We start from the raw sequence: 21,386 nt of genomic DNA, 5'->3' as shown, positions 1-21,386 counted from the left end.
CCAGAACAGACGGAACCCTATTCGAATGAGCACTTTCGCCATCATCGGCAGTGGCCCGATGGGCCTGATGGCAGCCCTTGAGCTGCTGAAGAAAGGTCATCAGGTTGATGTGTACGAACGCGATGACCGCATCGGCGGCATGTCGGCCGACTTCGATTTCGACGGTCTGCGTATCGAGCGCTACTACCATTTCATCTGCAAGACCGACTATCCGCTGTTCAAGCTGCTGGACGAGATGCAGCTGTCTGATCGCCTGCATTGGACCGATACCAAGATGGGCTATTACTACCAGGGCAAGCTGTACAAGTGGGGCACGCCGTTCGCCCTGCTTGGCTTCCCGCATATGGGTCTGATCGACAAGGTGCGTTATGCCCTGCATGTGATGCATACGAAGGGCATCCAGGATTGGACTGCACTGGACAAGGAGAACGCACGCGACTGGATCACCCGCTGGATCGGCCCGAAGGCCTACAAGGTGATGTGGGAAAAGGCGTTCGCACTGAAGTTCTTCGAGTATCAGAACGATCTGTCGGCATCCTGGATCGGCACCCGTATCAAGCGCGTGGCGCTGTCGCGCCGCAACCTGTTCAACGAAAGCATGGGCTACCTGGAAGGCGGCTCGGCGGTACTGCTGCAGAAGATGGCCGCAGAAGTGCAGCGCCGGGGCGGACGCATCCTGCTCTCGCAACCGATTGACGAAGTGACGTCCAGCGACGGCAAGGTGACCGGCATCCGTACGCCGGCGGGACATCAACCCTATGACGCCGTGGTATCCACCGCGCCGATCCAGTATGTGCCCAAGCTGGTGCCTGGACTGCCGCAGGCATTTTCCGACCAGGTCGGTGCCATCAAGAACATTCCCGTGGCCTGCGTGATCCTGAAGCTGTCACAGCCGGTCAGTGAGAACTTCTGGATGAACATCAGCGATGACCGCATCACCATTCCGGGCCTGATCGAGTACAGCAACCTCAACCCGGGCAAGGGCCCTGGCGAGCACATTGTCTACGCGCCCTACTACATGCCCAAGACCCATCCGAAGTGGCAGTGGAGCAATGAGCAGTTGATCGACGAAGTGATCAGCTATCTGCCCATGATCAACCCGGCGTTCAAGCCGGAGTGGATCAAGGCCACCCATTGCCACCGTTACGAGTACGCGCAGACCATCTGCCCGCCGGGCTTCCAGGACATGCTGCCGCCGATGAAGACGCCGCTGCAGGGCTTCTTCATGGCCGATACGGCGTACTACTACCCTGAGGATCGCTCGATCAACGAAAGCATTGCCGTTGGTGCAACGCTGGCAGACGTAGCCAGCCGCTGATCCGCAAACCTTCCAGCCCTCCAACCGCCACCAATCATGCCAATGACCAGTTTGCTCAGGCGTCTGCAACCGTCCAGCAGCCCCATGCTGCGCGTGCTCCTGCTGGTTGGCGCAGTGATTGTGGCGGTGCTGGGCCTTTCCAGCAGCGAGTATCAGGGCCAGATCACGGGGGGATGCTCGCAGGCCCTGTCGCCATTCCTGAAGCAGGCAACGTCGTCGAGCCCACGCGCCATTTCGTTCTGCAACCTGCAGAACGCGGACACGGCCGAGCTGGTCGTCGAGCCGATTCCCGCCGGAACGACGTCGATTGCAGTTGAAGTGGCCGGCTACGGTGAAACTCTGGGCATCAGTGCCGTCCTGGCAGGATCAAATGGTAATGAGGTACCTGTAACCCTACCGCAGGCAGGGGACCGCTGGGTTCGCTGGGTCATTGACGTGCCTCCCTCGCTGCAGAATGAGCAGAGTCGGCTGATCGTGCGTGACCAGACCGAGGAGGGGTTTGGATGGATCGGGGTCGGAATCGTATCCGGCTACGGTGGATGGCTGCCCGTCAGCATTGCACTGCTGCTGGTAGCCGCGCTCTACCCATGGCTGGGTGGCGCAACGCAGGCCTCCCAACCCATCACTGCACCCACGAGGCGGCAGAAGATCGGCGTGGGCGCGCTGGTCGCAGCGGCCACCTTGCTGGCACTCGTACTTCGGCGTCCATCCCAGTGGAGCAATCCCTACGTCTGGGTGGAAGACGGGAAGGATCTGCTTCCGGATTTCCTGCAGCACGGATGGAGCACGCTGCTGCACCCTGTCGCCGGCTACATCCTCATCCCCAACAAGCTGATCAATGCGGTTTCGGTCACGCTGTCGTTCCGTTGGTTGCCGGAAATCAGTCTGGTGCTGGCGGCCCTGATGACCATGGCGGTGATGGTCATCCTTGCACTGGCACCCACCCGCCTGCGCGCACCGTGGGCATGCGCGCTCGCTGCGCTCGCCGTTCCAACCGATGCAGAGGTCTTCTCTACGTCGGCCTACGCGCTGTGGTGGGCAGGTTTTCTGGTGCTGATTCCGCTGTTCTGGGACGAGCGACGGTCGCCCGGGCTCCGCTGGCGTCTTCCGATGCTGCTGCTCGGCGCGCTGTCCTCGCCGCTCATCGTGATGATGGTTCCCCTGTATGGCATGCGCGCCCTTCTGCTTCGCCAGCGCAATGAGTGGTACATGCTGGTCGTCGCCGGCACGCTGGGTAGCCTGCAGGCACTGCTCGTTCTGCTGAACCCAGTCGCCTCACAGGAGCACCGCTCCCTGCCAGGCATCTCGGCGCTGCTCGAACGGTTCGTGGGTCACTTCCTGTTCTGGCACCCCGACCTGACCCAGCCCGCACTGATCGCGGGTCTTGGCCTAGCGCTGTCAATCGTTGTCGTTGCTGCGGCCTGGAGCCAACGGCATGGACGAGACTGGGTACTTCCAGCTCTTATTGGCTGCTTCCTGCTGTCCGTAGCCGCCGCCGCTGCGCGGGTCCCTGTCGATCCGCTCGATCCGTTCAATGGTGGGCCCCGATACTTCTTCTATCCATACATCTTCCTTGCCTGGATACTCATCCACCTGATCGCAGGTGCCAGGGGTCCAGCGCGGGCCGTGCTCGTCCTGCTGCTGCTGGCCCCCCTGTACCAGACAGTGCAGTTCGGATTCCGTACCCATGCCACACTGGACTGGCGGGACGAAGTACGGCGATGCACCGCCGAGCAGTCGCTTGCCGGCCCAGCAGTGCATTGGACCGGGCGCATGGAGAACCTGTGGCATGCCCCACTCACGGCAGAGCAATGCCGGAAACTCGTCACCCAAAGCCTGTTCGACAATCGTCTCGCACCTCAGGACTTGCCTCCCGCCTCGGCCTCGTCCGCCCATCACCAAGAAGTACCCTGATGATCGTTTTCCACCCTTGCCAACAGCCGTCATGATCGAGCGTCGATTCATCCTTTTCATTGCGGCCAGTGGCCTTGCGGCGGTCGCGAACTTCGGCTCGCGCATTGCCCTGAGTCAGGTCATGCCCTACGTGCCTGCGATCATCCTGGCGTATCTGGTCGGCATGGCGACCGCATTCCTGCTCAACCGCACCTATGTGTTCAAGGACGCAGACAAGCCCTTGGCCTCCCAGGTGATGTGGTTCGTGGCGGTGAACGCGCTGGCACTCCTGCAGACCCTGCTCGTCAGCCTGCTGTTCAGTCATTTCGTATTCCCATGGATGGGCCTGACCTTCCACCCCGAAACGCTCGCGCATGCACTGGGCGTCATCGCGCCCGCGGTCGTGAGCTACTTCGGGCACAAGCACTTCACTTTCAGGAAATCCTAGGCATGCCCACCCTCCCTTCCGCCACGTCGACACGATCCGTGGGTGTGCATTCGCTGCTGAGACAGCCGGCCGTGCTGTTCGGGCTGGCATTGGCGACGCTTTACGCGGTTCTGGCGATCCTCGCTGGCAAGCATGGTTACAGCCCCGTACCGTTCTGGGACATGTGGGACGGTACGCTGGGCTTCTATCTGCGCCAGCAGACCGACCTGTCCGCCTGGTGGGCGCAGCACAACGAGCACCGCATCATTCTTGCGCGGCTGCTGTTCTTCATCGACCTGAAGTACTTCGGGGGGCACGCTATTTTTCTGCTCGTGGCGAACTACAGCTTGGCACTCATCACCTTTGGCCTGCTGGCCTGGTGCGCGCTGCGGATCGCCCCGCGGACGCCAGCCATGAACATCGTGGCCGCGGTGATCCTGAGTCTGGCGCTGCTGTGGACCCAGGAGAACAATCTGACCTGGGGCTTCCAGAGCCAGTTCTTCCTGGCCCAGCTGCTACCTCTTGCCAGCCTGCTGTCCCTGTGGCGGTCCAGCGAAGCCTCGGCGTGGCGCAGTGCGTGGTTCGGTTTGGCCGTGCTGCTTGCGGTGCTGGCGGCGGGCAGCATGGCCAACGGCGTTCTGGCGACATGGCTCCTGCTCGTCGCCTGTGTCTTGGGTCGACAAGGCGTCAAGCGCATTTCAGTGGTTGCCGTGGTCGCCATTGTAGTGTCGGCGCTCTACTTCCATGGCTACGTCTCTCCCGGCAGCCACGGTTCGCTGTCGAACACGCTGCGCGATTCCCCGCGCGGCGTCGTCTGGTTCCTCTTCGCTTACCTGGGGAGCCCGTTCGCCCACCTGACTGGCGAAGGAAAACCCAATCTGTATGTCGCTGTCGGATGCGGCGGCATCATCACGATGCTGGCCATCTATCTGGCCGGCACCGCTCTGTTGCGCAAGCGCGGCAGCGTAGATCTGGAGTTGGCACTGTCCTTGTTCGTGGGCTATCTCGGCGCGTCCGCGTTCGCGGTTGCCGGGAGCCGTATCGTGTTCGGCCTTGAGAGCGCGGTAGCCAGTCGTTACACCACACCCGCACTGCTGGTGATGGCCTGCGTGATGATCCTGGGCGTTGCCCGGCTCTGCAGGCGCTTTTCCTGGGCCAGTGGCCAGTGGACCATGATCCTGCTGGTCATCCCATTGGTTTTCCTGCCGCTGCAGTGGAACGCAGTCAAACACAATCCGCTTGCGGACTTCGAGAAAACCACGGCGGCCATGGCACTGGAAATGGGCGCCCGCGACGATGAGCAGATTCTCTGGACCTACCCGGACAGTCCGCGAGCGCTGGAGATCGCCCGCGATGCATCCACCCAGGACCTGTCGATCTTTGCCAGCACATGGTTGCAGGATGCACGTGAGAGTGTCGGCAGGAACTATGGCAGGGCGCCCGAAAAGGGCTGCGGCGTCGTTCCGCCGGTCACCAAGGCGCTGCCCGATTCGAATGGCTGGTCGCGCCTGCAGGGCGGTCTGGTCGACACGTACCTGGGTGACGGCCTGGGTGCACTGTATCTACTGGGCGCGGATGGCACGATCATCGGTCGCGGAATCCTTGCCGTGCCTGAGCGCCAAGAGGGCTCGGACAAAGTAGGATCGCCGTTCAAACTATACGTGCGCAGCGAGAGCCTGCAGCCCGGTCCGATGGCAGTCGTGGTACCTGGCATCTGCACCGGGAGCTTCAATTACGCACCGTGATGCAATCTGCCCCGCCTGGTCGCACGCCGGGCGGGGCGCTTTCCTCAGCGGTGCAGACGCACCAACGCGCGATGCAACGGTGTGCGGGGCTGATTGGCAATGTCATAGCTGAGGAACGCCAACAGGAACTGCAGGCCACTGACGATGGCGATCGAGGGCAGCACCACCGTACCCACCGGAGCGGAAACACCCTCACCTGCCGCAATGATCCAGTTCCAGCCACCGTACAGCACGCCACCTGCAAGCAGCACCAAGGCCGCGATCAACTCCAACGAGGCGATGGTCAGATCACGCAGGTAGTAGCGATAGGCAATACGCTTGCAGAAGTTGCGTGCGTGCTTGAGTGCAAACTCCCCCAGCACCTGGCTGATCTTCAGGTTGCTCACTTCGTCGCCGTAGCGCGCATCCATCGGAACGTCCTGTACGACGGCCTGCATCGCGTTGAGGCGGAACAGCAGATCGGTTTCAAAGAAGTAACGCGTGCTGATCGCATCCATCGGCAAACGGTCGGCGACGCTGGCATGGATGGCGGTATACCCATTGGTCGGATCGAACAGACTCCAGTAGCCACTGGACGCCTTCGCCAGGAAGGACAGCCCGAGGTTGCCCACGCGTCGAAGCAGCGGCATGCAACTGATGTGCGAAAGATCCCAGAAGCGGTTTCCCTTGGTGTAGTCCGCCTCACCGTTGAGGATCGGCGCCACGAACAAGGGCAGCAGTGCCGGGTCCATCTGACCATCCCCATCGATCTTGACGATGATGGCCATGCCGTCGGCAACGGCCTGGCGATAGCCGGTCATGGTAGCCCCGCCCACCCCTTGGTTCACCGGGTTGTAGAGCACCCGGACGCGCGGGTCGGTATTGTGCGTTTCGATGAAACGCCCAGACTGCTCTGGACATGCATCGTCCACACAGTAGATGGCAGTGACCTCCGGCCCGATCGCGGCGATTACTTCGAGGATATGCCGCGTCACCTTGTAGCTGGGAACCACGACGGCGATCGCCCTCGACTGCGGTGAGAGTGTGCTGTCCATCTGTCCGACCATTGCCGTCTCCAATTGAATATTTTCCATCACCTTCTCAGGGCTCCAACCGGTAGAACACCAATCCATCCGGGCCGACGGCAACAGGCTCCCCGCGCGCACCGAGTTGTCGATATCCAGTCAGGCAGTACTGGCCATCCAGCACCCGCGCGTCGCTCTGGCCAGGCCAGCGGTGCGCCAACAGGTGGGTCACACCGGCCTGGCGGAGCAGCTTCCGGGTCTGCTCGGCCTGCGCGCGACAGAACATCGAACGCAGATCCTTGGCGAAGTAGCCGTATCCCGAGCCCAGCCTGACGTTGAAAAGGTAGTCGCGCTGGGCGAATGGCAGGTATGGGGTCACATACATGGAAGGAAGTACCCAGTCCTCACGCCCGTTCAGGACGATCGCATAGGCCGGCGCCAACACGACCGCGTCATCTGGAAGCTGGCTTTCAGCGTCCTGGAACGCACGCACGTCCGCCTCGGTGATCGGGAAGGTCCAACCCTGGTCCGCGGGTGTTACGCCCTTGATATCCACGAGGATGAAAGCGGCCACCAGCAGCACCGCAATGCCGCACGAAAACACGCTTGCCGAGACCTTGGCCACACGTCCGCCGGCGAACGCCGGACACCGCCACTGCAGCAGCGCGTCGGCGGTCATCGCCATGATCGCCAGCAGCAGCGTCCAATGAAGGAGTACGGCGTACATACTCAGCAAGCCGATATACCGCTGTGTGTACGTGCTCAGCAGGCTTGCTTCAAGCGTTTCGTGGCCCAAGGCAAGTGTGGTGATGTTCGACATGCGAAGCGCAATCGCCACAGCCAGGATCAATGCAATCTGAGTGACCAGCAGCAGCACGAAGGCACGACGACGACGAATGGCTTCTGGGGCGACCGTCAACATTGCTACGGCGAGCACGGACGTGATGGCTACCAGCAGACGCGTCACAGGCAACAATCGCTGCCCCATCAACTGCTGCGACTCGGGCAGGTACTGCATGCCGAATCCGGGTTGCGGTCCGTACCACAGCTCCCAGCGCAGCACCTGCAGGATATGGTCAAGGAAAGCGTCGGAAGTGCGACTGAGTTCGGTCGGTGCAGCCAGCATGTGCAGCCCCAACGTCTGCTCCACGAACTGGCGCACCGGCGGGAGCGCTTCTGCCATCAGTTGCAGGTAGTAGGGATCGGTGACCAACAGCAGCCCGCCGAGCAGACCGCCGCCAAGCAGTCCAAGGAGCGGAACGGTGATCTTGCCTCGCACCCCCGGCGCACGCCACCACAACGGCGCCACCAGCAGCAACCACGCTGGCGCACTGAAGCTGACAAAGGCAATCGCCAATGACGGATTGAGTTTGGCAGCCATGGCGCCAGCAAGCGGCATGCCCAAACAGGCCAGCAACCACGGCCGGAGTGAGTGTGCCGGTGAGAGCCAGGCAAGCATTGCGCAGAGAAGCGGGAACAGCAGCGTTGAGAACGCCGCCAGTCGCCCGGTGCTGTTGAGATCGTCCACCGGGTACAGGAACATCGTGCCACGCAGGATGGCGTAGCCAAGAATGGTGGCGAGCAGAACTGACCACAGCACCTGCACCGGGCCAGACACCGTGCGCGAACGCATCCACAGGAGAACCAGCTCCACGAACGCGAACACCGCCAGTGTTGCCTGCAGTACGGGCTGGATCTTCACGAACGGACCAATATGCGTCCCCAGTCCCGGCCAGGCCCACAAGGCTGCAAACACGTGCAACTGCTTTGGGTACTTCTCCAGCCAGTCCGTATGGCCCGCGGTCAGCTTCGGATAGCCCGCATTGAAGAGATCCAGCGCGAACGCGATGTGCTGATGAGTATCCAGACCCAAGGCACCGGCACGCAGCGAATAGTGGGTGGCAGCCTTGAGCAGCACCAGCACGGCCAGGAGCGCGAGCAACAGCCATGCCGGGCGCGTCGGGCGGCTCATATCGCCGGCCAACAGTGAGCCCTGCTTCCGGTAGGCAAAGGTGACTGTCCCCGCTACCAGCGCGAGGCACATCGCCGAAAGGCCCAGCGGCAGGCCAATGCATTGTCCCCAGGCCCAGGTCAGCGGCGCCAGCAACACCCAAAGCACCACCAGACCGGTCTGGCCCAGCAATACCCGCACGAAGATTGCCGGCGATTGCACCACCGCATCCAATCGGAACAGGCGCGCGACCATCTCACCCAGCCACGCCATGCCCGCGAAACTGATGGCAAGCAGCAACAGGAAGTGCGCCTGCGCACCGCTGTGCACAAATGGCACTGCAAGCAGGATCAGAACAACGACCGGCAGCAGGTAGGCACGCAGGTTCAGGCCGGTTGTCGGCCGCACTGAGACATCTTTCACAATCAGGATTCCATCTGCAGCCTTACGCCGTCAGGCGCAAGGCGTCCATTACAACTTCCGCAATCTTGTCAAAGCTTCCCGCCTGCAACAGCGGGTGATTCGGGCCTGCGATGCCCCCCGGTGCCATCTGCCGCCGTTCGCATGCGTCCACCTGGGCCGTCAATGCCGCACAAATCGCCTCCGGCGTCATCGATTCGAGGGACACGATGTTCTCTGTCGTCTGGTCCAAGCGCTTGTTGTCGTAGCGGTTGGTGATCACGCCCATGCCGAACGCCGCCATCTCCAGAGGTGGATAGCTTGGGTGCGGGGAGACCATCAACGACAAGCCCAATGCCGATGTGGACAACAACTCGGCATACGCGTCGATGTTCAACTTGCCCAGTGCCTTCAGGCTGAAAGGTCCAAGGTCGAGATCGGACTGCAACTCGCCTGGCGCGGCAATTTCCCATTGCGACGCACGCGCGTCCTTCCAGCCCCACAGGCGCAGTCCTTCGCAGATCAGCTCGAAAGCATTTCGCGGGGTACCTGGCCGCGCGTAGACCACGATGCGGCGATGGCGCGCAGCGAGGGCCTCGCGGACGCGCTGCAGGGCAGGCCGAAGCCCGTCATGCAGCACAGGTTCGAACACCGAACGCCGCGCATACCGCAGACCATGCTGCTCGAAGAAATCGGCAAGCAGGCCCGTGTTGAAGACACCAATATCGCGATCGCAGCGATAAGTACTCAATGCCAGCGCGTACTGGCTGGACCACGGATAGAACCCCGGCTCGAAATCCTGGATGAGATAGACCATCGGGCGATCAACGCCACCGTTCTCCCCCTGCCATTGCGACATGCGCTGTGCTGCATACGCGGTCCACCAGGCTGTCGCCACCCAGATGTCCTCGCCGGCAACCGGTAGTGTCCTCTGGTAGCGATCGCTGAACGGTACGATCTGCCGCATCGCAGTGGATGTCTGATCCGCAGGCACCAGCACATGGTCGGAGAAGCGCGAGAGCGCTTCTTCATCCGGTGAGCTGTCGACCAGGATGATCCGCGACGCAGGGAAGTAGCGACACAGCTCGCGATAGATCAGCACGGCCGTATGGATGCCGCCAAAGTAATGCTGCTTATTGATCGACGGCAGCACCAGGTTCAGCCGCTTGCCTTCCCAGCCATCATGCCGGGGCGTACACGGGGTGATCTCGGCAACGTGCGTGTTGGGCGTGGGCGCGCCCGGTGCACTCGCATCCAGGCGCGCGGCAATGCGCCGCAGCAGATGGCCCAGACGGCTCATTGCACACTCCCGCGCAGACGGGGGGACGAGGCCATGTAATCCAGGTTCGGACTGAAGAACGGATCGCCTTCTTCGCGGTACGGCGAATACGCTTCGGCCGAACGCACGAAGTCGCTCTCGGGAATCGCACGCGGGTCGCGGGTCTTGGACTCGTGATGGATCATGACCGAACGCGCCACGTAGACGGTGGCAAGGCCACGGGCGTGTGCGCGCAGGCACAGCTCGACGTCGCTGCCGCAGACAATGAACGACTCGTCGAATCCGCCCAGCGACTCGAACGTGTCACGTGCCACGACCATGCATGCGCCGGTGACCGCAAGGACCTGGCGCTGCAGTACCGGCGAAACGAACAGATTCTGGTTGTGCACGGGGGTTTCACCCTTGAACACATGGTCGGCCCAGCCGCCCATGCCGATCACCACGCCAGCGTGCTGGATGGTGCGGTCGCCGTACAGCAACAGCGGCCCACACACGCCTACATCCGGCCGCAGCGCATTCTCGGCCAGCCGCTGCAGCCACTGCCCGTCGATGATCTCGGTGTCGTTGTTGAGGAAGACCAGCACCTCGCCCCGCGCTTCGCGAGCGGCCAGGTTGTTCAGGGCCGACCAGTTGAACGGCACATCGGCGCGGATCACCCGGAAGCTTTCGCGGCGGGACATGGCCTCCAGCCACTGCAGGGTTTCCGCTTGGGTCGAGCCGTTGTCGACGACGATGATCTCGAACGCACGGTAATCCGTCTTGGCGTAGAGCGATTCCACGCAGGTGCGCAGCAGGTCCAGGCCGTCGCGCGTGGGAATGATGATGCTCGCCAACGGCCCCTTGTCCGCGTACGGATAGCGCACGTCGTAGCAGAACAACTGCTCGCCATCGCTTACTTCCGCGCCGGGATGCGTGGCCTGCACGTGCTGCTGCAGCGCGCGGCGGCCGGCGTGGTGCGCGTACGGCTTGGAACCTGCATTGGCCGCGGTTGAACCGGCGTGTGCACGCCAGTGATAAAGCACCTTCGGCACATGCGCGATGGTGGCCCCGGCCGCGGCACAGCGCAGCACCAGGTCGTAGTCCTGCGAGCCGTCGCAGTCGCTGCGCAGCCCTCCCAGCTGCGCCACCAGCGCAGCATCGAAGCTGACCAGGTGACCCAGGTACATCTGCGAAAGGAACAGATCCAGGTTCCAGTCAGGCTTGAAGTAGGGGTGGCGGAGACGACCGTCCTCTCCCAGCACGTCGTGGTCGGTGTACACGACCCCTGCCGAGGTGGCCACATGGCAGGCGACCACCGCCGCCAGCGCATCCGGCTCCAGCAGGTCATCGTGGTCCAGGAAGGTGATCCAGCGCCCCTTGGCCAGCGCTACGGCGGCGTTGGTCGTGGCGGCGATGCCCTGGCGCTCGCTTGAACGCGAAACGCGCAGGTTCGGCAGCCTTCGTCCCAGTTCGTCCAGCACGCGTGCCACATGTGGCTGATCGGACGCGTCATCGTGGATGCACAGCTCCCAGTTCGGGTAGGTCTGTGCTTCGACACTGGCCACGGCCTCGCGCAGGAACACTTCCGGCGTGTTGCAGACCGGCATGACGATGCTGATCAGGCCTGCATCGGCCGGCACCGCTGCCGGCGCCTGTCCACGCAACCACTCGGCATAGACGTCCGGCGGGGTGGTGGGGGCTGCCGTGTGCGATCCATTGGCGTACGAAAGAATGGCCCGGACCAGATGCCGCGGCCCCTTGCGTGCAGCGCGGGCCAGGGCAGAAAGGATGGTGCTGGCAGAGACGCCCTGCCCTTGCGCGCGACGAACGCTCCAGTACATCCCGCGAATCAGATTACCTAGCTTGGACATCACGCATTACCTCGTTGATCCTGTACGGTCACTTCCCTGTGGCTCCATCGTTTCAAGACACGGCCCAACCCAACAGCGCGCCGATGACGAGGCATCCCAGCGCCAAACCCACCATGGCCGTCTTCCACTTGCGGCGCGATCGCTGGTAGTCCGCCGCACCAGTGTGCAATCGCTGTTCGAGCTCACGCCCTGCTTGCAGCGCCTGCTCGAGCTTGTTCTCGACATCCAGCGCCTGTGCGCGGGCCGCTTCGGAGGCTTCCACCAGTTCACCAATGTGTACCTGGGCGCTCTGCAGTTGTTGCTGCTCGGCGGCCACGCGCGCTTGAAGATCCCGCTCCCGCAGCTCCCATTCATTGCGGCTGGCGATCCATCCAGCATCGGACGCATCCTTGCCCTGCTGCAATTGCTGTGCGTAGGCAGCGGTGGCGCCCCACTCGCGCTTGGCCACGTCAAGATCGGTCACGTAAGCATCGAGCAGGCGTGCGGTGGATTCCCATTCCTTCTCGGAATTGGCGGTACGCACGGCCAGATCCCGCAGGCCCGCAGCAAGGCCCGTCAACAACGAGGTGGCCTCCGCATCCAGTCCTGCACGGAACGGCGGATTTTCCTGCAGGCGCGCGGCATCGCTGTGCAGACGCACGGCCACGCAGTACTCGCGGTAGGGCTGGTCACTGTGGTCGCCTGCGAAGACACGGCTGTTGTAGAGGCGGTCTGCAGCGCATACCAGCGGTTCCAGCTCGGGGAACTTCACCTTGATGAAGTGTGCGCCCATCAGGCTGGCCCACAATTCCGCATTGCCCTGGCCGAAGCGCAGCACGGTCATGCCGGCGTTCTCGAATGCCGTCACGATCTCGGCAGTATCGACCAGGCCGAATTCCTTGTGTTCCTGCAGCCATACATAGTCTTCGCCAAACAGCTCGCGCCAGCGGCCATTGGCATCCACTTCGGCATCGCGCACCCAGGGCCGGTCCGGCGGGAAGCCGACAATGACCGCGCGGCCGGCCACGCGTGCCATCTCGGCAGCAGCCTTGGTGCGCAACGGGGCGGGAATATGTTCCAGCACATCCAGCGACACTACGGCGTCGAAGCCCTGGTCCGGGAACGGCAACGCGGTGGCATCGGCCACAACGAAGTCCTTTTCATCCCCTTCTGCATGCAGATCGGTATACAGGAAGGACGCATCGGGAACGAACTGCCCCAGCAGACGCTGACGATTGGCCCCTACTTCCAGCACCCGCGGCGCGGACAGATCCAGCGCCTGCAGCAAGTGCGTTGCCGCGCCGTAGCGCTGGTAATGATCAAAGGGAATATCAAGAAGCGTCGGGGTCATGGACCTTCCACTCATGCGGAATATAGACCACGCCCTCACTGAAGTAGGGCGCGGCCACGGTGAAGACGCTGGCTTCGGACAGATAGTCCAGGCAGACCAGGCCCTTGTCGGTGAACAGGCCGACATCAACACGGTAGCTACCGGTAAGCAGCGTCATCGACGGAATGCAGTAGCTGACCCGGTGCGAGCCACGCGAGGTGGGGATCGTCACGCGTTCCAGATAGGTATTGGGGCCAAAGATATGCAGTCCGTCCATGCCCTTGATCGCCACCCCCAACAGCAGGCCGTCGACCACTTCGTCACCTACGGTGTAGCTGATGTCCACGGTGAGCGGTTCGAATGGCGCCAGCATGTCGGTGCTCAGCGCAACTGTCTCAAGATGCGCAGGAATGCTGCCCGGCGTGGGCGCCTGGCGCACTTCTGCCTCCTGCGACGCAGCCTGGTCCTTGCCAAGCTCGTAATCGCGGAAGCGATCGGCAACGAAGCTTGCCTCGCCGTGCAGCTTTACCTTGCCGCCTTCCAGCCACAGGGCGGTCTGGCAGAAGCGCTTCACCTGCTCAAGCGAATGCGACACGAACAGGATGGTGGCCCCACGCGCGCGGATCTGTTCGATGCGGGCAAGGCACTTCATCTGGAAACGGATGTCGCCCACTGACAAGGCTTCGTCGATGATCAGTACGTCCGGCTCGGTGTGGATCGCAACCGAAAATGCCAGGCGCACGTACATGCCGCTGGAATAGGTCTTCACCGGTCGGTCGAAGAAATCGCCGATGTCGGCGAAATCGATGATCGACTGCAGCTTGTCATCGACTTCCTTGCGGCTCAGGCCCAGTAGCGAGGCGCTCAGGTAGACATTGTCGCGCCCGGAGAAATCGGGGTTGAAACCTGCGCCCAGCTCCAACAGTGCGGCAAAGCGCCCACGGATGCTGACCGAACCGGATGTGGGCCGAACCGTGCCGCACAGGATCTGCAGCAGGGTCGACTTACCGGCGCCGTTGCGGCCGATGATGCCCACCGTTTCTCCCTTCGGCACGACCAGATTGATCCCGTCCAGCGCACGGAAAGTGCGGCTGGCGCGGTCACCCGACGGCTTCAGCAGCGAAACGAGCCGGTCGCGCGGATTGGCGTAGACCGGGTAATCCTTGGTCACTCCCAGGACTTCGATCGCCGCATCGGGGTTGCTCTGCATTGCAGCAGTCTGCGGGTTGTTCATAGGACGTCCGAGAAGCCGCGCGAGAGGCGACGGAAGAGTGCATAGGCCAGCATGGCTGCCACGGCGGAAAGCAGGAAGTGGGGCAGCAGAGCCGCCAGATCGGGCGCCGAGTTCTGCACGGTCACCAGACGCAGCTGTTCGATGGGGGTGACCAACGGGTTGAAGTACACCAGCCCCCTCGCCGCTTCCGGCATCGCATGCGCCGGGAAGAAGATGGGGCTGAGGAACAGCAGCACGCTGCTGAGAATGCCGACGAACTGGCCGATATCACGCAGATAGACACCCAGCGCCGACAGCGACCACGCGATCGCCAGCAGCATCGGCGTCATCTCCAACAGGATCAACGGAGCGGTGAGGGCCCAGGCCGAAGGAAGGCCAGACTGCCAAATCTGCGCGATCAACAGGATCGCCAGACCAATACCTGCGGTGGTCAGTGCTGCGGCAACTTTTACGATCGACAGCACTGGCAGGGGAAAGACTACCTTCTTAACGAAATTGGGTTGGCCGGCGATAATGCCGGGAGCGGTAATGAGCACCTCGGACAACAGCGTGAACGGGACAAGACCCGCGAACAGCATCAACGCAAAGTCGCCGGTCGACTCGGCCCCAGCCCATCGGGCCTTGAACACGCCACTGAACACCAGCGTATACACGCACAGCATCAACAGGGGCTGCAGCACCAGCCAGAGAACGCCCAATGTGGTGGTGCGATAGCGCGCCGCCAACTCACGGCCCAGCAACTGGCGGAACAGGAACAGGATATTCGCGTGCTTCTGCATGGATCAGCGATTCCCCGCCGCCAGCGCCCTTTCCAGATCCACCTGCAGATCCCCCAGCTCCTCCACGCCCACGCTCAGCCGCACCAGCGCATCGCTGATCCCCAGCTGCTCGCGGCGCGCCACCGGAATCGAGGCGTGGGTCATCACCGCCGGGTGGTTCACCAGGCTTTCCACGCCACCCAGCGATTCGGCCAGGGTGAACAGCTCGGTCTTTTCGCAGAAGCGCTTGGCCGCCTCGAAACCGCCCTTCAGCACGATCGAGACAATGCCGCCGAAGCCGGCCATCTGCTTGCCCGCCAGTTCGTGCTGCGGGTGCGACGGCAGGCCCGGGTAGATCACTTTTTCCACCGCCGGGTGCTTTTCAAGCCACTGCGCCAGCGCGAGTGCATTGGCGCAATGCGCCTTCATGCGCAGCGGCAGGGTCTTCAGGCCGCGCAGGGCCAGGAAGCTGTCGAACGGGCCCTGCACGCCACCAATGGAGTTCTGCAGGAACGCCATCTGCTCGGCCAGCTCGGCGTCGTCACCGACCACCACCATGCCGCCAACCATGTCCGAATGGCCGTTGAGGTACTTGGTGGCCGAATGCAGCACCAGGTCGGCGCCCAGTTCCAGCGGCCGCTGTAGCATCGGCGAGGCGAAGGTGTTGTCCACCACCACGATCAGGCCATGGCGCTTGGCGATGGCAGCCACCGCGGCGATGTCCACGATCTTCAGCATCGGGTTGGTCGGGGTTTCAATCCAGACCATCTTCGTCTGCGGGGTGATCGCCGCTTCGAAGGCGGCCAGATCGGTCAGGTCGACGAAGCTGAAATCCAGGCCGGCGGTGCGGCGGCGCACGCGCTCGAACAGGCGGAAGGTGCCGCCGTAGATGTCATCCATCGCCACCACGTGGCTGCCGGCGTCCAGCAGTTCCATCACGGTGCTGCTGGCGGCCATGCCCGAAGCGAAGGCGAAACCGCGGGTGCCGCCTTCCAGCGAGGCCACGCAACGCTCGTAGGCGAAGCGGGTCGGGTTGTGCGTGCGCGAATACTCGAAGCCCTGGTGCTCGCCCGGGCTGGACTGCGCGTAGGTCGAGGTGGCGTAGATGGGCGGCATCACCGCGCCGGTGCTCGGATCGGGCGACTGGCCGCCGTGGATGGCCAGCGTGGCCAGGGCCAGCGCGCGATCGGGCTTGGAAGCGTTGGACATTTCGTTTCCTGAATGGCGCCGGTGTTCGGCGCCGTCGAAGGAGCGGGAGTCTATCAGCGCGCCCTTAACGGGCTTTGACGCGGATAAACCGGGATTCAGCAGCGAATGCGCGCGATCGTGCGCTTACTGCACGCGTCGGCGCAGGAAGTTCAGCAGGTCGATGCGGGTGATCAGGCCCAGGAAGGCGTTGCCGTCCATGACGATGGCCACCTGGCCGCGGTCAAACACCGGCAGCAGGGCCTCGATGGGCGACTTCACGTCCAGCCGATCCAGCTTGCTGACCATGGCCGTGGCCACCGGGTCGCGGAAGCGCGCTTCGTCGCCATAGACGTGCAGCAGCACGTCGCTTTCATCGACGATGCCGACCAGCTGGTCGCCGTCCATCACCGGCAGCTGCGACACGTCGTACAGCTTCATGCGCTGGTAGGCGGTGGTCAGCAGGTCGTTCGGGCCGATCACCACGGTGTCGCGCTGGCCGTACGGGCGCAGGATCAGGTCGCGCAGATCTCCGTGCTGCGGGCGCTGCAGGAAGCCGTTGTCCAGCATCCAGTAGTCGTTGTACATCTTGGACAGGTACTTGTTGCCGGTGTCGCAGACCAGCACCAGCACCTTCTTCGGCGTGGTCTGCTCCTTGCAGTACTTCAGTGCCGCGGCCAGCAGGGTACCGGTGGACGACCCGCCCAGGATGCCTTCCTTGCCCAGCAGCTCGCGCGCGGTGTGGAAGCTTTCGGCATCGCTGATGGCATAAGCCTTCTTGACACGGCTGAAATCGGAGATAGAGGGCAGGAAGTCCTCGCCGATGCCTTCCACCAGCCAGCTGCCGGACTTGTCGTTCAGGTTGCCGTCGTTGATGTACTCGGCAAGAATGGAACCCACCGGATCAGCCAGCACCAGCTCGGTGTTCGGCGACAGCTTGGCGAAGGCACGCGACAGGCCGGTCATGGTGCCCGAGCTGCCGCAGCCGAACACGATCGCGTCCAGGTCGCCGCCCATCTGCTCCAGGATTTCCGGGCCGGTGCCGAATTCGTGCGCGGCCGGGTTGTCCGGGTTGCCGAACTGGTTGATGAAGTAGGCGCCGGGGGTCTGCTCGGCGATGGTCTGGGCCAGGTCCTGGTAATACTCGGGGTGACCCTTGGCCACGTCCGAACGGGTCAGGCGCACTTCGGCGCCCATGGCCTTCAGGTTGAAGATCTTTTCCCGGCTCATCTTGTCCGGAACCACCAGGATGAGCTTGTAGCCCTTCTGCTGCGCGACCAGGGCCAGGCCCAGGCCGGTGTTGCCGGCGGTGCCTTCCACCAGGGTGGCGCCGGGCTTCAGATCGCCGCGCTTTTCAGCGGCCTCGATCATCGACAGGCCGATGCGGTCCTTGATCGATCCGCCCGGGTTGGCGCTTTCGAGCTTCAGGTAGAGCTCGCAGACACCGGTATCCAGGCGCTGGGCCTTGACGATCGGGGTCTTGCCGATGAGTTCGAGGACGGAAGAATGGATGGGCATTCGGGGACTTTCGTTTCGCGCCGCGCAGGGCCGGACCATGGATTATCCGACGGATGGCGCCGAAAGTCAGGCACCGCGATGCAGACGTCTCTGTAGCGCCGGGCCGTGCCCGGCGGGTAGCAGCCAAGGCGGGCCAACCAAGGTTGGCCCCTACCAAAACAGGGTCAGGCGGACCAGGAAAGGAGGATGCGGACGGCCCCGGATCGACGAGGAGACCGGTACCGCCCGCATCGGTGGACTCAGGCTGCAGGGTTTTGCACAGGCCGGGGCCTGCGGGCCAAGGCACCACCGCCTGTGGTGCCTTGGCGCGGCCGCCGTTGCCGGCGATACCGCGAGGCCAGGTCAGGTGCCTGGCCGGGCCTTCGATGGCCCGATCACGCCGTTCCGGGCGTGAGCGCGTGCGTCAGTGCGTGGGGGACGTCGTGGGAAGCGGGGTTTCGTACATACGCAGAAGGCGTTGCTTGGCCAGCAGCTTCTCGCGCTTCATTCGACCCAGGGTGACATCATCGATCGGGAGGACACCCAACTCCGCGTCCATGCACTTCTTGTTCAACTTACGGTGCTGGTCATGGAGTGCCCGGAACTCCGGATCACACGCGCGACGGGCGTCGATCTCGCTCTGGGGCTGATCTTCAAACATGATGGACCTCCTTCGACAGATACACGAACGCCCCGGCCGCAAGGCACGGGGCGTTGTTCATGGAGGAGCGCCGGGAGATGGCCACATGGGTGCGCACCACGACCCGCGGCACTGGCCTGCGCACGTCGGTCTGCTGCGGTTCGCGCCCTGCTTGCATCGGCCCGGCCCTCCCATCGTCCGGTCCGCGGCATTGCGTCCCGGACGATTGACCCTACGCTTGCTGCAGGCCGGGTTCAAGCCCCTGCGACAAAAAGACCGAACCCCGCCGTGGCGGGGTTCAGGCTGAATACTCAAAGCAACGAAAAACAAACAAATTCAAGCAATTACGGGGCCACGATGATCTCGGCCGAGCGGGCCTTGGTGGACGCGGCCTTCTTGCCGGCCACCTGGATGCGGTTGCCTGCGACACCGGCCGCCACCAGCGCGTCACGCAGGGCTTCGGCACGCTTCTGGCCCACGCCGGTGGCGCTGTCGTAGGCCTCGATGCGCACCCGGCCCTTCTTGCCGATGTTCAGGTACTCGGCCAGGGCCTTGGCCTGGTTCTTCGCCCCGCCGGACAGGCCGGCCGCACCGGCGGCAAAGGCGTCACCGCCCAGGGTGAAGACTTCGCCACGACCGTCGAACTTCGAGCCCGGCAGCTTCTGCCCGGACACCAGTTCGGCCTCTTCACGGGCCAGCTTGGCCGCGTTCTGCTGGGCCGCACTCAGGCGCTGCTGCTGCTTGCCGGCCACGCTGGTCAGGGCGTTTTCGGCGTCCTGGCGGGCCAGGGTCTCGGCCTCGGCGGCCAGGCGCAGGCGCTCGGACTCCTCGGCCTGCATCTGCGCCTGCATGCGCAGCTGCTCGGCTTCCTGGCGGGCACGGGCCGCGTCGCGGCGGCTGGCTTCGATCAGCAGGTCGCTGCGGGTGCGCTCCAGCCGGTCCACCTCGCGGGCGGCCAGGGCGGCGCGCACGCTGGTTTCGGCGATATCCACACGGCGCTCGGCCAGGTAGGTGGCCAGCTCCTGGTCACGGCGCTTGGCCTTTTCCAGGGTGGCGATGGCCTGCTGGGCCTGCATGCGCTCGAAGGCGCCCAATTCGGCGGTGTCCGGGTTGGCCTGGATCGCCATCAGGCGCTGGGTCAACTGCCCCACCATGGGGTTGTCGGCAGCCAGGGCCAGGCCCGGCAGGGCCAGCGCGGTGGCCAGCGCAAGGGTGGAAAGCGTCTTCATCGGCGGTCCTCCCCGGTCGACAGCTGGCGCTGCAGCTGGTTCACCTCGTTGCGGCGCAGCTGCAGCTGGGCGGTGGCGGTGGCCTCCTCGCTGCGGGCGCGGGCCAGGTCGGCGTCGGCGGCGGCACGCAGGGCCAGGGCCGGGGCGTTCTTGCGCTCGCGGCGGTCGCCGGCGGCGCGCTGGGCCTGTTCCAGCCCCTGTCGGGCCAAGCCGATCAGGTCTGGCGCATATTGGTCGGCATCGGCCTGGGTGGCCTTTTCCACGGCCTGCTGGGCCTGGGCCAGTTCCAGCGCGGCTTCCTGCGCCCCAACGGGGGCAGACACCGCGAATGCCAACGCCATCACATACAGGCCCTGGCGCATTTGTGCGAAGCTAAGTCGTTTCATTGGGGAGGCCCGTGCCCGGTTGTCGGTACGTGGCCATTGTCGTCAAGCCGACGCCGTGCTTGCAACGGTCGCTGGCGGTTTCGTTGGGGAAAATTCGCGATGGATATCGGCTACTTCCTGAAGCTGATGACCGAAAAGAACGCCTCGGACATGTTCTTGACCACCGGTGCGCCGGTGTACATCAAGATCGAAGGCAAGCTGTACCCGCTGGGAAATACCGGCCTGCCGCCGGGCATGGTGAAGAAGATCGCCTACTCGCTGATGGACGAAGGCCAGGTGCCGCAGTTCGAGCGCGAGCTGGAGCTCAACATGGCCATCGCCCTGCCCGACGCCGGTCGCTTCCGCGTCAACGTGTTCAAGCAGCGCGGCGAGGTGGGCATGGTCATCCGTGCCATCCGCAGCCGCATTCCCAGCATCGAGGAGCTCAATCTTCCGCAGGTGCTGAAGGATGTGATCATGACCCCGCGTGGGCTGGTGCTGGTGGTGGGGTCCACCGGCTCGGGCAAGTCCACCTCGCTGGCGTCGATGATCGACCACCGCAACAGCACCACCACCGGGCACATCCTCACCATCGAGGACCCGATCGAATACCTGCACAAGCACAAGATGTCGATCGTGAACCAGCGCGAGGTCGGGCTGGACACCCATGCCTTCCACAACGCGCTGAAGAACGCGATGCGTGAAGCGCCGGACGTGATCCTGATCGGCGAAATCCTGGATGCGGAGACGATGGAGGCGGCGATCGCCTTCGCCGAAACCGGCCACCTGTGCCTGGCCACCCTGCATTCCAACAACGCCGACCAGACCATCGAACGCATCCTGAACTTCTTCCCGGAAAGCGCGCACAAGAACGTGCTGATGAACCTGGCGCTGAACCTGCGTGCGGTGATCAGCCAGCGCCTGGTGAAGAACAAGGCCGGGCGCCGCCTGCCGGCCACCGAGGTGCTGATCAACACGCCGATGATCCGCGACCTGCTGCGCCGCGGCCAGGTACACGAGATCAAGGCGGCGATGGAATCGTCGCTGGAAGAAGGCATGGAAAGCTTCGACCAGTGCCTGTTCCGGCTGGCCAAGAGCGGCGTGATCGAGCAGGAAGAGGCGCTGCGTGCGGCCGATTCGCGCGATGGCCTGGCGCTGAAGTTCCGCCTGTCCGAAGGCGGCAGTGGCGAACACGATCCCTACGCCGATTTCTCGTCGGCCACCCAGCCCAGCATCACCCACGGGTTCTGAGCCCATCCGCCGGGGGGGGGGGGGGGGCGGGCGGGGGGGGGGGGGGGGGGGG

17 protein-coding genes and 1 pseudogene are annotated in these 21,386 nt (G+C 63.7%); 5 read left to right on the top strand and 13 right to left on the bottom strand.

Features of this window, described 5'->3' with window-relative positions; all coding sequences use genetic code 11:
- Positions 1–25: 25 nt before the first annotated feature.
- From IAE58_RS06400 to IAE58_RS06385, 4 genes are all read left to right on the top strand, one after another.
- A complete protein-coding gene (locus IAE58_RS06400) occupies positions 26–1,318 on the top strand; it encodes an NAD(P)/FAD-dependent oxidoreductase (protein WP_199933090.1) in 1,293 nt (430 codons plus the stop codon).
- An 84-nt stretch (positions 1,319–1,402) separates the two neighbouring features.
- Positions 1,403–3,232 carry a hypothetical protein gene (locus IAE58_RS06395; RefSeq protein WP_199933089.1) on the top strand — a complete coding sequence of 610 codons (1,830 nt, stop codon included), beginning with the start codon at positions 1,403–1,405 and terminating at the stop codon, positions 3,230–3,232.
- Between the two features lie 31 nt (positions 3,233–3,263).
- Complete coding sequence (locus IAE58_RS06390; RefSeq protein WP_199933088.1) at positions 3,264–3,659, top strand: GtrA family protein; 396 nt, start codon at positions 3,264–3,266, stop codon at positions 3,657–3,659.
- A gap of 2 nt (positions 3,660–3,661) precedes the next feature.
- Positions 3,662–5,383 carry a hypothetical protein gene (locus IAE58_RS06385; RefSeq protein WP_199933087.1) on the top strand — a complete coding sequence of 574 codons (1,722 nt, stop codon included), beginning with the start codon at positions 3,662–3,664 and terminating at the stop codon, positions 5,381–5,383.
- A 44-nt stretch (positions 5,384–5,427) separates the two neighbouring features.
- Here IAE58_RS06385 and IAE58_RS06380 read toward each other — a convergent pair whose 3' ends face one another.
- The 13 genes and pseudogenes from IAE58_RS06380 to IAE58_RS06325 form a co-directional block, all read right to left on the bottom strand.
- Positions 5,428–6,456, bottom strand: coding sequence for a glycosyltransferase (locus tag IAE58_RS06380; RefSeq protein ID WP_233614779.1), 1,029 nt, complete (start codon positions 6,454–6,456; stop codon positions 5,428–5,430).
- Positions 6,457–6,463: 7 nt separating this feature from the next.
- Positions 6,464–8,761, bottom strand: coding sequence for a hypothetical protein (locus IAE58_RS06375; RefSeq protein WP_199933086.1), 2,298 nt, complete (start codon positions 8,759–8,761; stop codon positions 6,464–6,466).
- Positions 8,762–8,783: 22 nt separating this feature from the next.
- A complete protein-coding gene (locus tag IAE58_RS06370) occupies positions 8,784–9,893 on the bottom strand; it encodes a hypothetical protein (protein ID WP_325166841.1) in 1,110 nt (369 codons plus the stop codon).
- Between the two features lie 140 nt (positions 9,894–10,033).
- On the bottom strand, positions 10,034–11,602 hold the full coding sequence (locus tag IAE58_RS06365) for a glycosyltransferase family 2 protein (protein WP_325166840.1): 1,569 nt from the start codon (positions 11,600–11,602) through the stop codon (positions 10,034–10,036).
- Between the two features lie 316 nt (positions 11,603–11,918).
- Entirely contained in the window at positions 11,919–12,881 is a 963-nt protein-coding gene (locus tag IAE58_RS06360; protein WP_233614793.1) for a wsae, read from the bottom strand.
- 48 nt (positions 12,882–12,929) lie between these two features.
- Positions 12,930–13,196 (bottom strand): annotated as a pseudogene (locus tag IAE58_RS19980) (methyltransferase domain-containing protein); the annotation flags it as partial.
- Positions 13,177–14,385, bottom strand: coding sequence for an ABC transporter ATP-binding protein (locus IAE58_RS06355; protein ID WP_233614792.1), 1,209 nt, complete (start codon positions 14,383–14,385; stop codon positions 13,177–13,179). The gene IAE58_RS06355 and the pseudogene IAE58_RS19980, both read right to left, overlap by 20 nt.
- A gap of 20 nt (positions 14,386–14,405) precedes the next feature.
- Positions 14,406–15,188 (bottom strand): ABC transporter permease, encoded by a 783-nt coding sequence (locus IAE58_RS06350; protein WP_199933084.1) that lies wholly within the window; start codon positions 15,186–15,188, stop codon positions 14,406–14,408.
- A 3-nt stretch (positions 15,189–15,191) separates the two neighbouring features.
- Positions 15,192–16,376 (bottom strand): cystathionine gamma-synthase, encoded by a 1,185-nt coding sequence (locus IAE58_RS06345; protein WP_199933083.1) that lies wholly within the window; start codon positions 16,374–16,376, stop codon positions 15,192–15,194.
- Between the two features lie 123 nt (positions 16,377–16,499).
- On the bottom strand, positions 16,500–17,870 hold the full coding sequence (locus tag IAE58_RS06340; RefSeq protein ID WP_199933082.1) for a pyridoxal-phosphate dependent enzyme: 1,371 nt from the start codon (positions 17,868–17,870) through the stop codon (positions 16,500–16,502).
- A 403-nt stretch (positions 17,871–18,273) separates the two neighbouring features.
- Entirely contained in the window at positions 18,274–18,510 is a 237-nt protein-coding gene (locus IAE58_RS06335) for a YdcH family protein (protein ID WP_108748418.1), read from the bottom strand.
- A 323-nt stretch (positions 18,511–18,833) separates the two neighbouring features.
- Entirely contained in the window at positions 18,834–19,718 is an 885-nt protein-coding gene (locus IAE58_RS06330; protein WP_199933081.1) for a hypothetical protein, read from the bottom strand.
- Positions 19,715–20,080, bottom strand: a complete 366-nt coding sequence (locus IAE58_RS06325; protein ID WP_108748416.1) for a DUF4398 domain-containing protein — start codon at positions 20,078–20,080, stop codon at positions 19,715–19,717. The genes IAE58_RS06330 and IAE58_RS06325 overlap by 4 nt, the downstream gene beginning before the upstream one ends.
- Before the next feature lie 123 nt (positions 20,081–20,203).
- Here IAE58_RS06325 and IAE58_RS06320 point away from each other — a divergent pair, with 123 nt between their 5' ends.
- A complete protein-coding gene (locus IAE58_RS06320) occupies positions 20,204–21,334 on the top strand; it encodes a PilT/PilU family type 4a pilus ATPase (protein ID WP_108748415.1) in 1,131 nt (376 codons plus the stop codon).
- The last annotated feature ends 52 nt before the right edge of the window (positions 21,335–21,386 follow it).

The organism is Stenotrophomonas sp. S49 (genome assembly GCF_016624905.1).
GTDB lineage: Bacteria > Pseudomonadota > Gammaproteobacteria > Xanthomonadales > Xanthomonadaceae > Stenotrophomonas.
The sequence above is the reverse complement of the archived record's forward strand: the minus strand, read 5'-3'. Positions and strand labels throughout refer to the sequence as shown.

What these genes read in the sequence shown, in the direction of transcription:
- IAE58_RS06380 (WP_233614779.1), bottom strand. Translation starts at nt 6,456, where the DNA reads ATGGAAAATATTCAATTGGAGACGGCAATGGTCGGACAGATGGACAGC.
- IAE58_RS06320 (WP_108748415.1), top strand. Translation starts at nt 20,204, where the DNA reads ATGGATATCGGCTACTTCCTGAAGCTGATGACCGAAAAGAACGCCTCG.
- IAE58_RS06390 (WP_199933088.1), top strand. Translation starts at nt 3,264, where the DNA reads ATGATCGAGCGTCGATTCATCCTTTTCATTGCGGCCAGTGGCCTTGCG.
- IAE58_RS06385 (WP_199933087.1), top strand. Translation starts at nt 3,662, where the DNA reads ATGCCCACCCTCCCTTCCGCCACGTCGACACGATCCGTGGGTGTGCAT.
- IAE58_RS06340 (WP_199933082.1), bottom strand. Translation starts at nt 17,870, where the DNA reads ATGCCCATCCATTCTTCCGTCCTCGAACTCATCGGCAAGACCCCGATC.
- IAE58_RS06355 (WP_233614792.1), bottom strand. Translation starts at nt 14,385, where the DNA reads ATGCAGAGCAACCCCGATGCGGCGATCGAAGTCCTGGGAGTGACCAAG.
- IAE58_RS06365 (WP_325166840.1), bottom strand. Translation starts at nt 11,602, where the DNA reads ATGCCGGTCTGCAACACGCCGGAAGTGTTCCTGCGCGAGGCCGTGGCC.
- IAE58_RS06350 (WP_199933084.1), bottom strand. Translation starts at nt 15,188, where the DNA reads ATGCAGAAGCACGCGAATATCCTGTTCCTGTTCCGCCAGTTGCTGGGC.
- IAE58_RS06325 (WP_108748416.1), bottom strand. Translation starts at nt 20,080, where the DNA reads ATGCGCCAGGGCCTGTATGTGATGGCGTTGGCATTCGCGGTGTCTGCC.
- IAE58_RS06330 (WP_199933081.1), bottom strand. Translation starts at nt 19,718, where the DNA reads ATGAAGACGCTTTCCACCCTTGCGCTGGCCACCGCGCTGGCCCTGCCG.
- IAE58_RS06395 (WP_199933089.1), top strand. Translation starts at nt 1,403, where the DNA reads ATGCTGCGCGTGCTCCTGCTGGTTGGCGCAGTGATTGTGGCGGTGCTG.
- IAE58_RS06345 (WP_199933083.1), bottom strand. Translation starts at nt 16,376, where the DNA reads ATGTCCAACGCTTCCAAGCCCGATCGCGCGCTGGCCCTGGCCACGCTG.
- IAE58_RS06400 (WP_199933090.1), top strand. Translation starts at nt 26, where the DNA reads ATGAGCACTTTCGCCATCATCGGCAGTGGCCCGATGGGCCTGATGGCA.
- IAE58_RS06360 (WP_233614793.1), bottom strand. Translation starts at nt 12,881, where the DNA reads ATGGCACGCGTGGCCGGCCGCGCGGTCATTGTCGGCTTCCCGCCGGAC.
- IAE58_RS06335 (WP_108748418.1), bottom strand. Translation starts at nt 18,510, where the DNA reads ATGTTTGAAGATCAGCCCCAGAGCGAGATCGACGCCCGTCGCGCGTGT.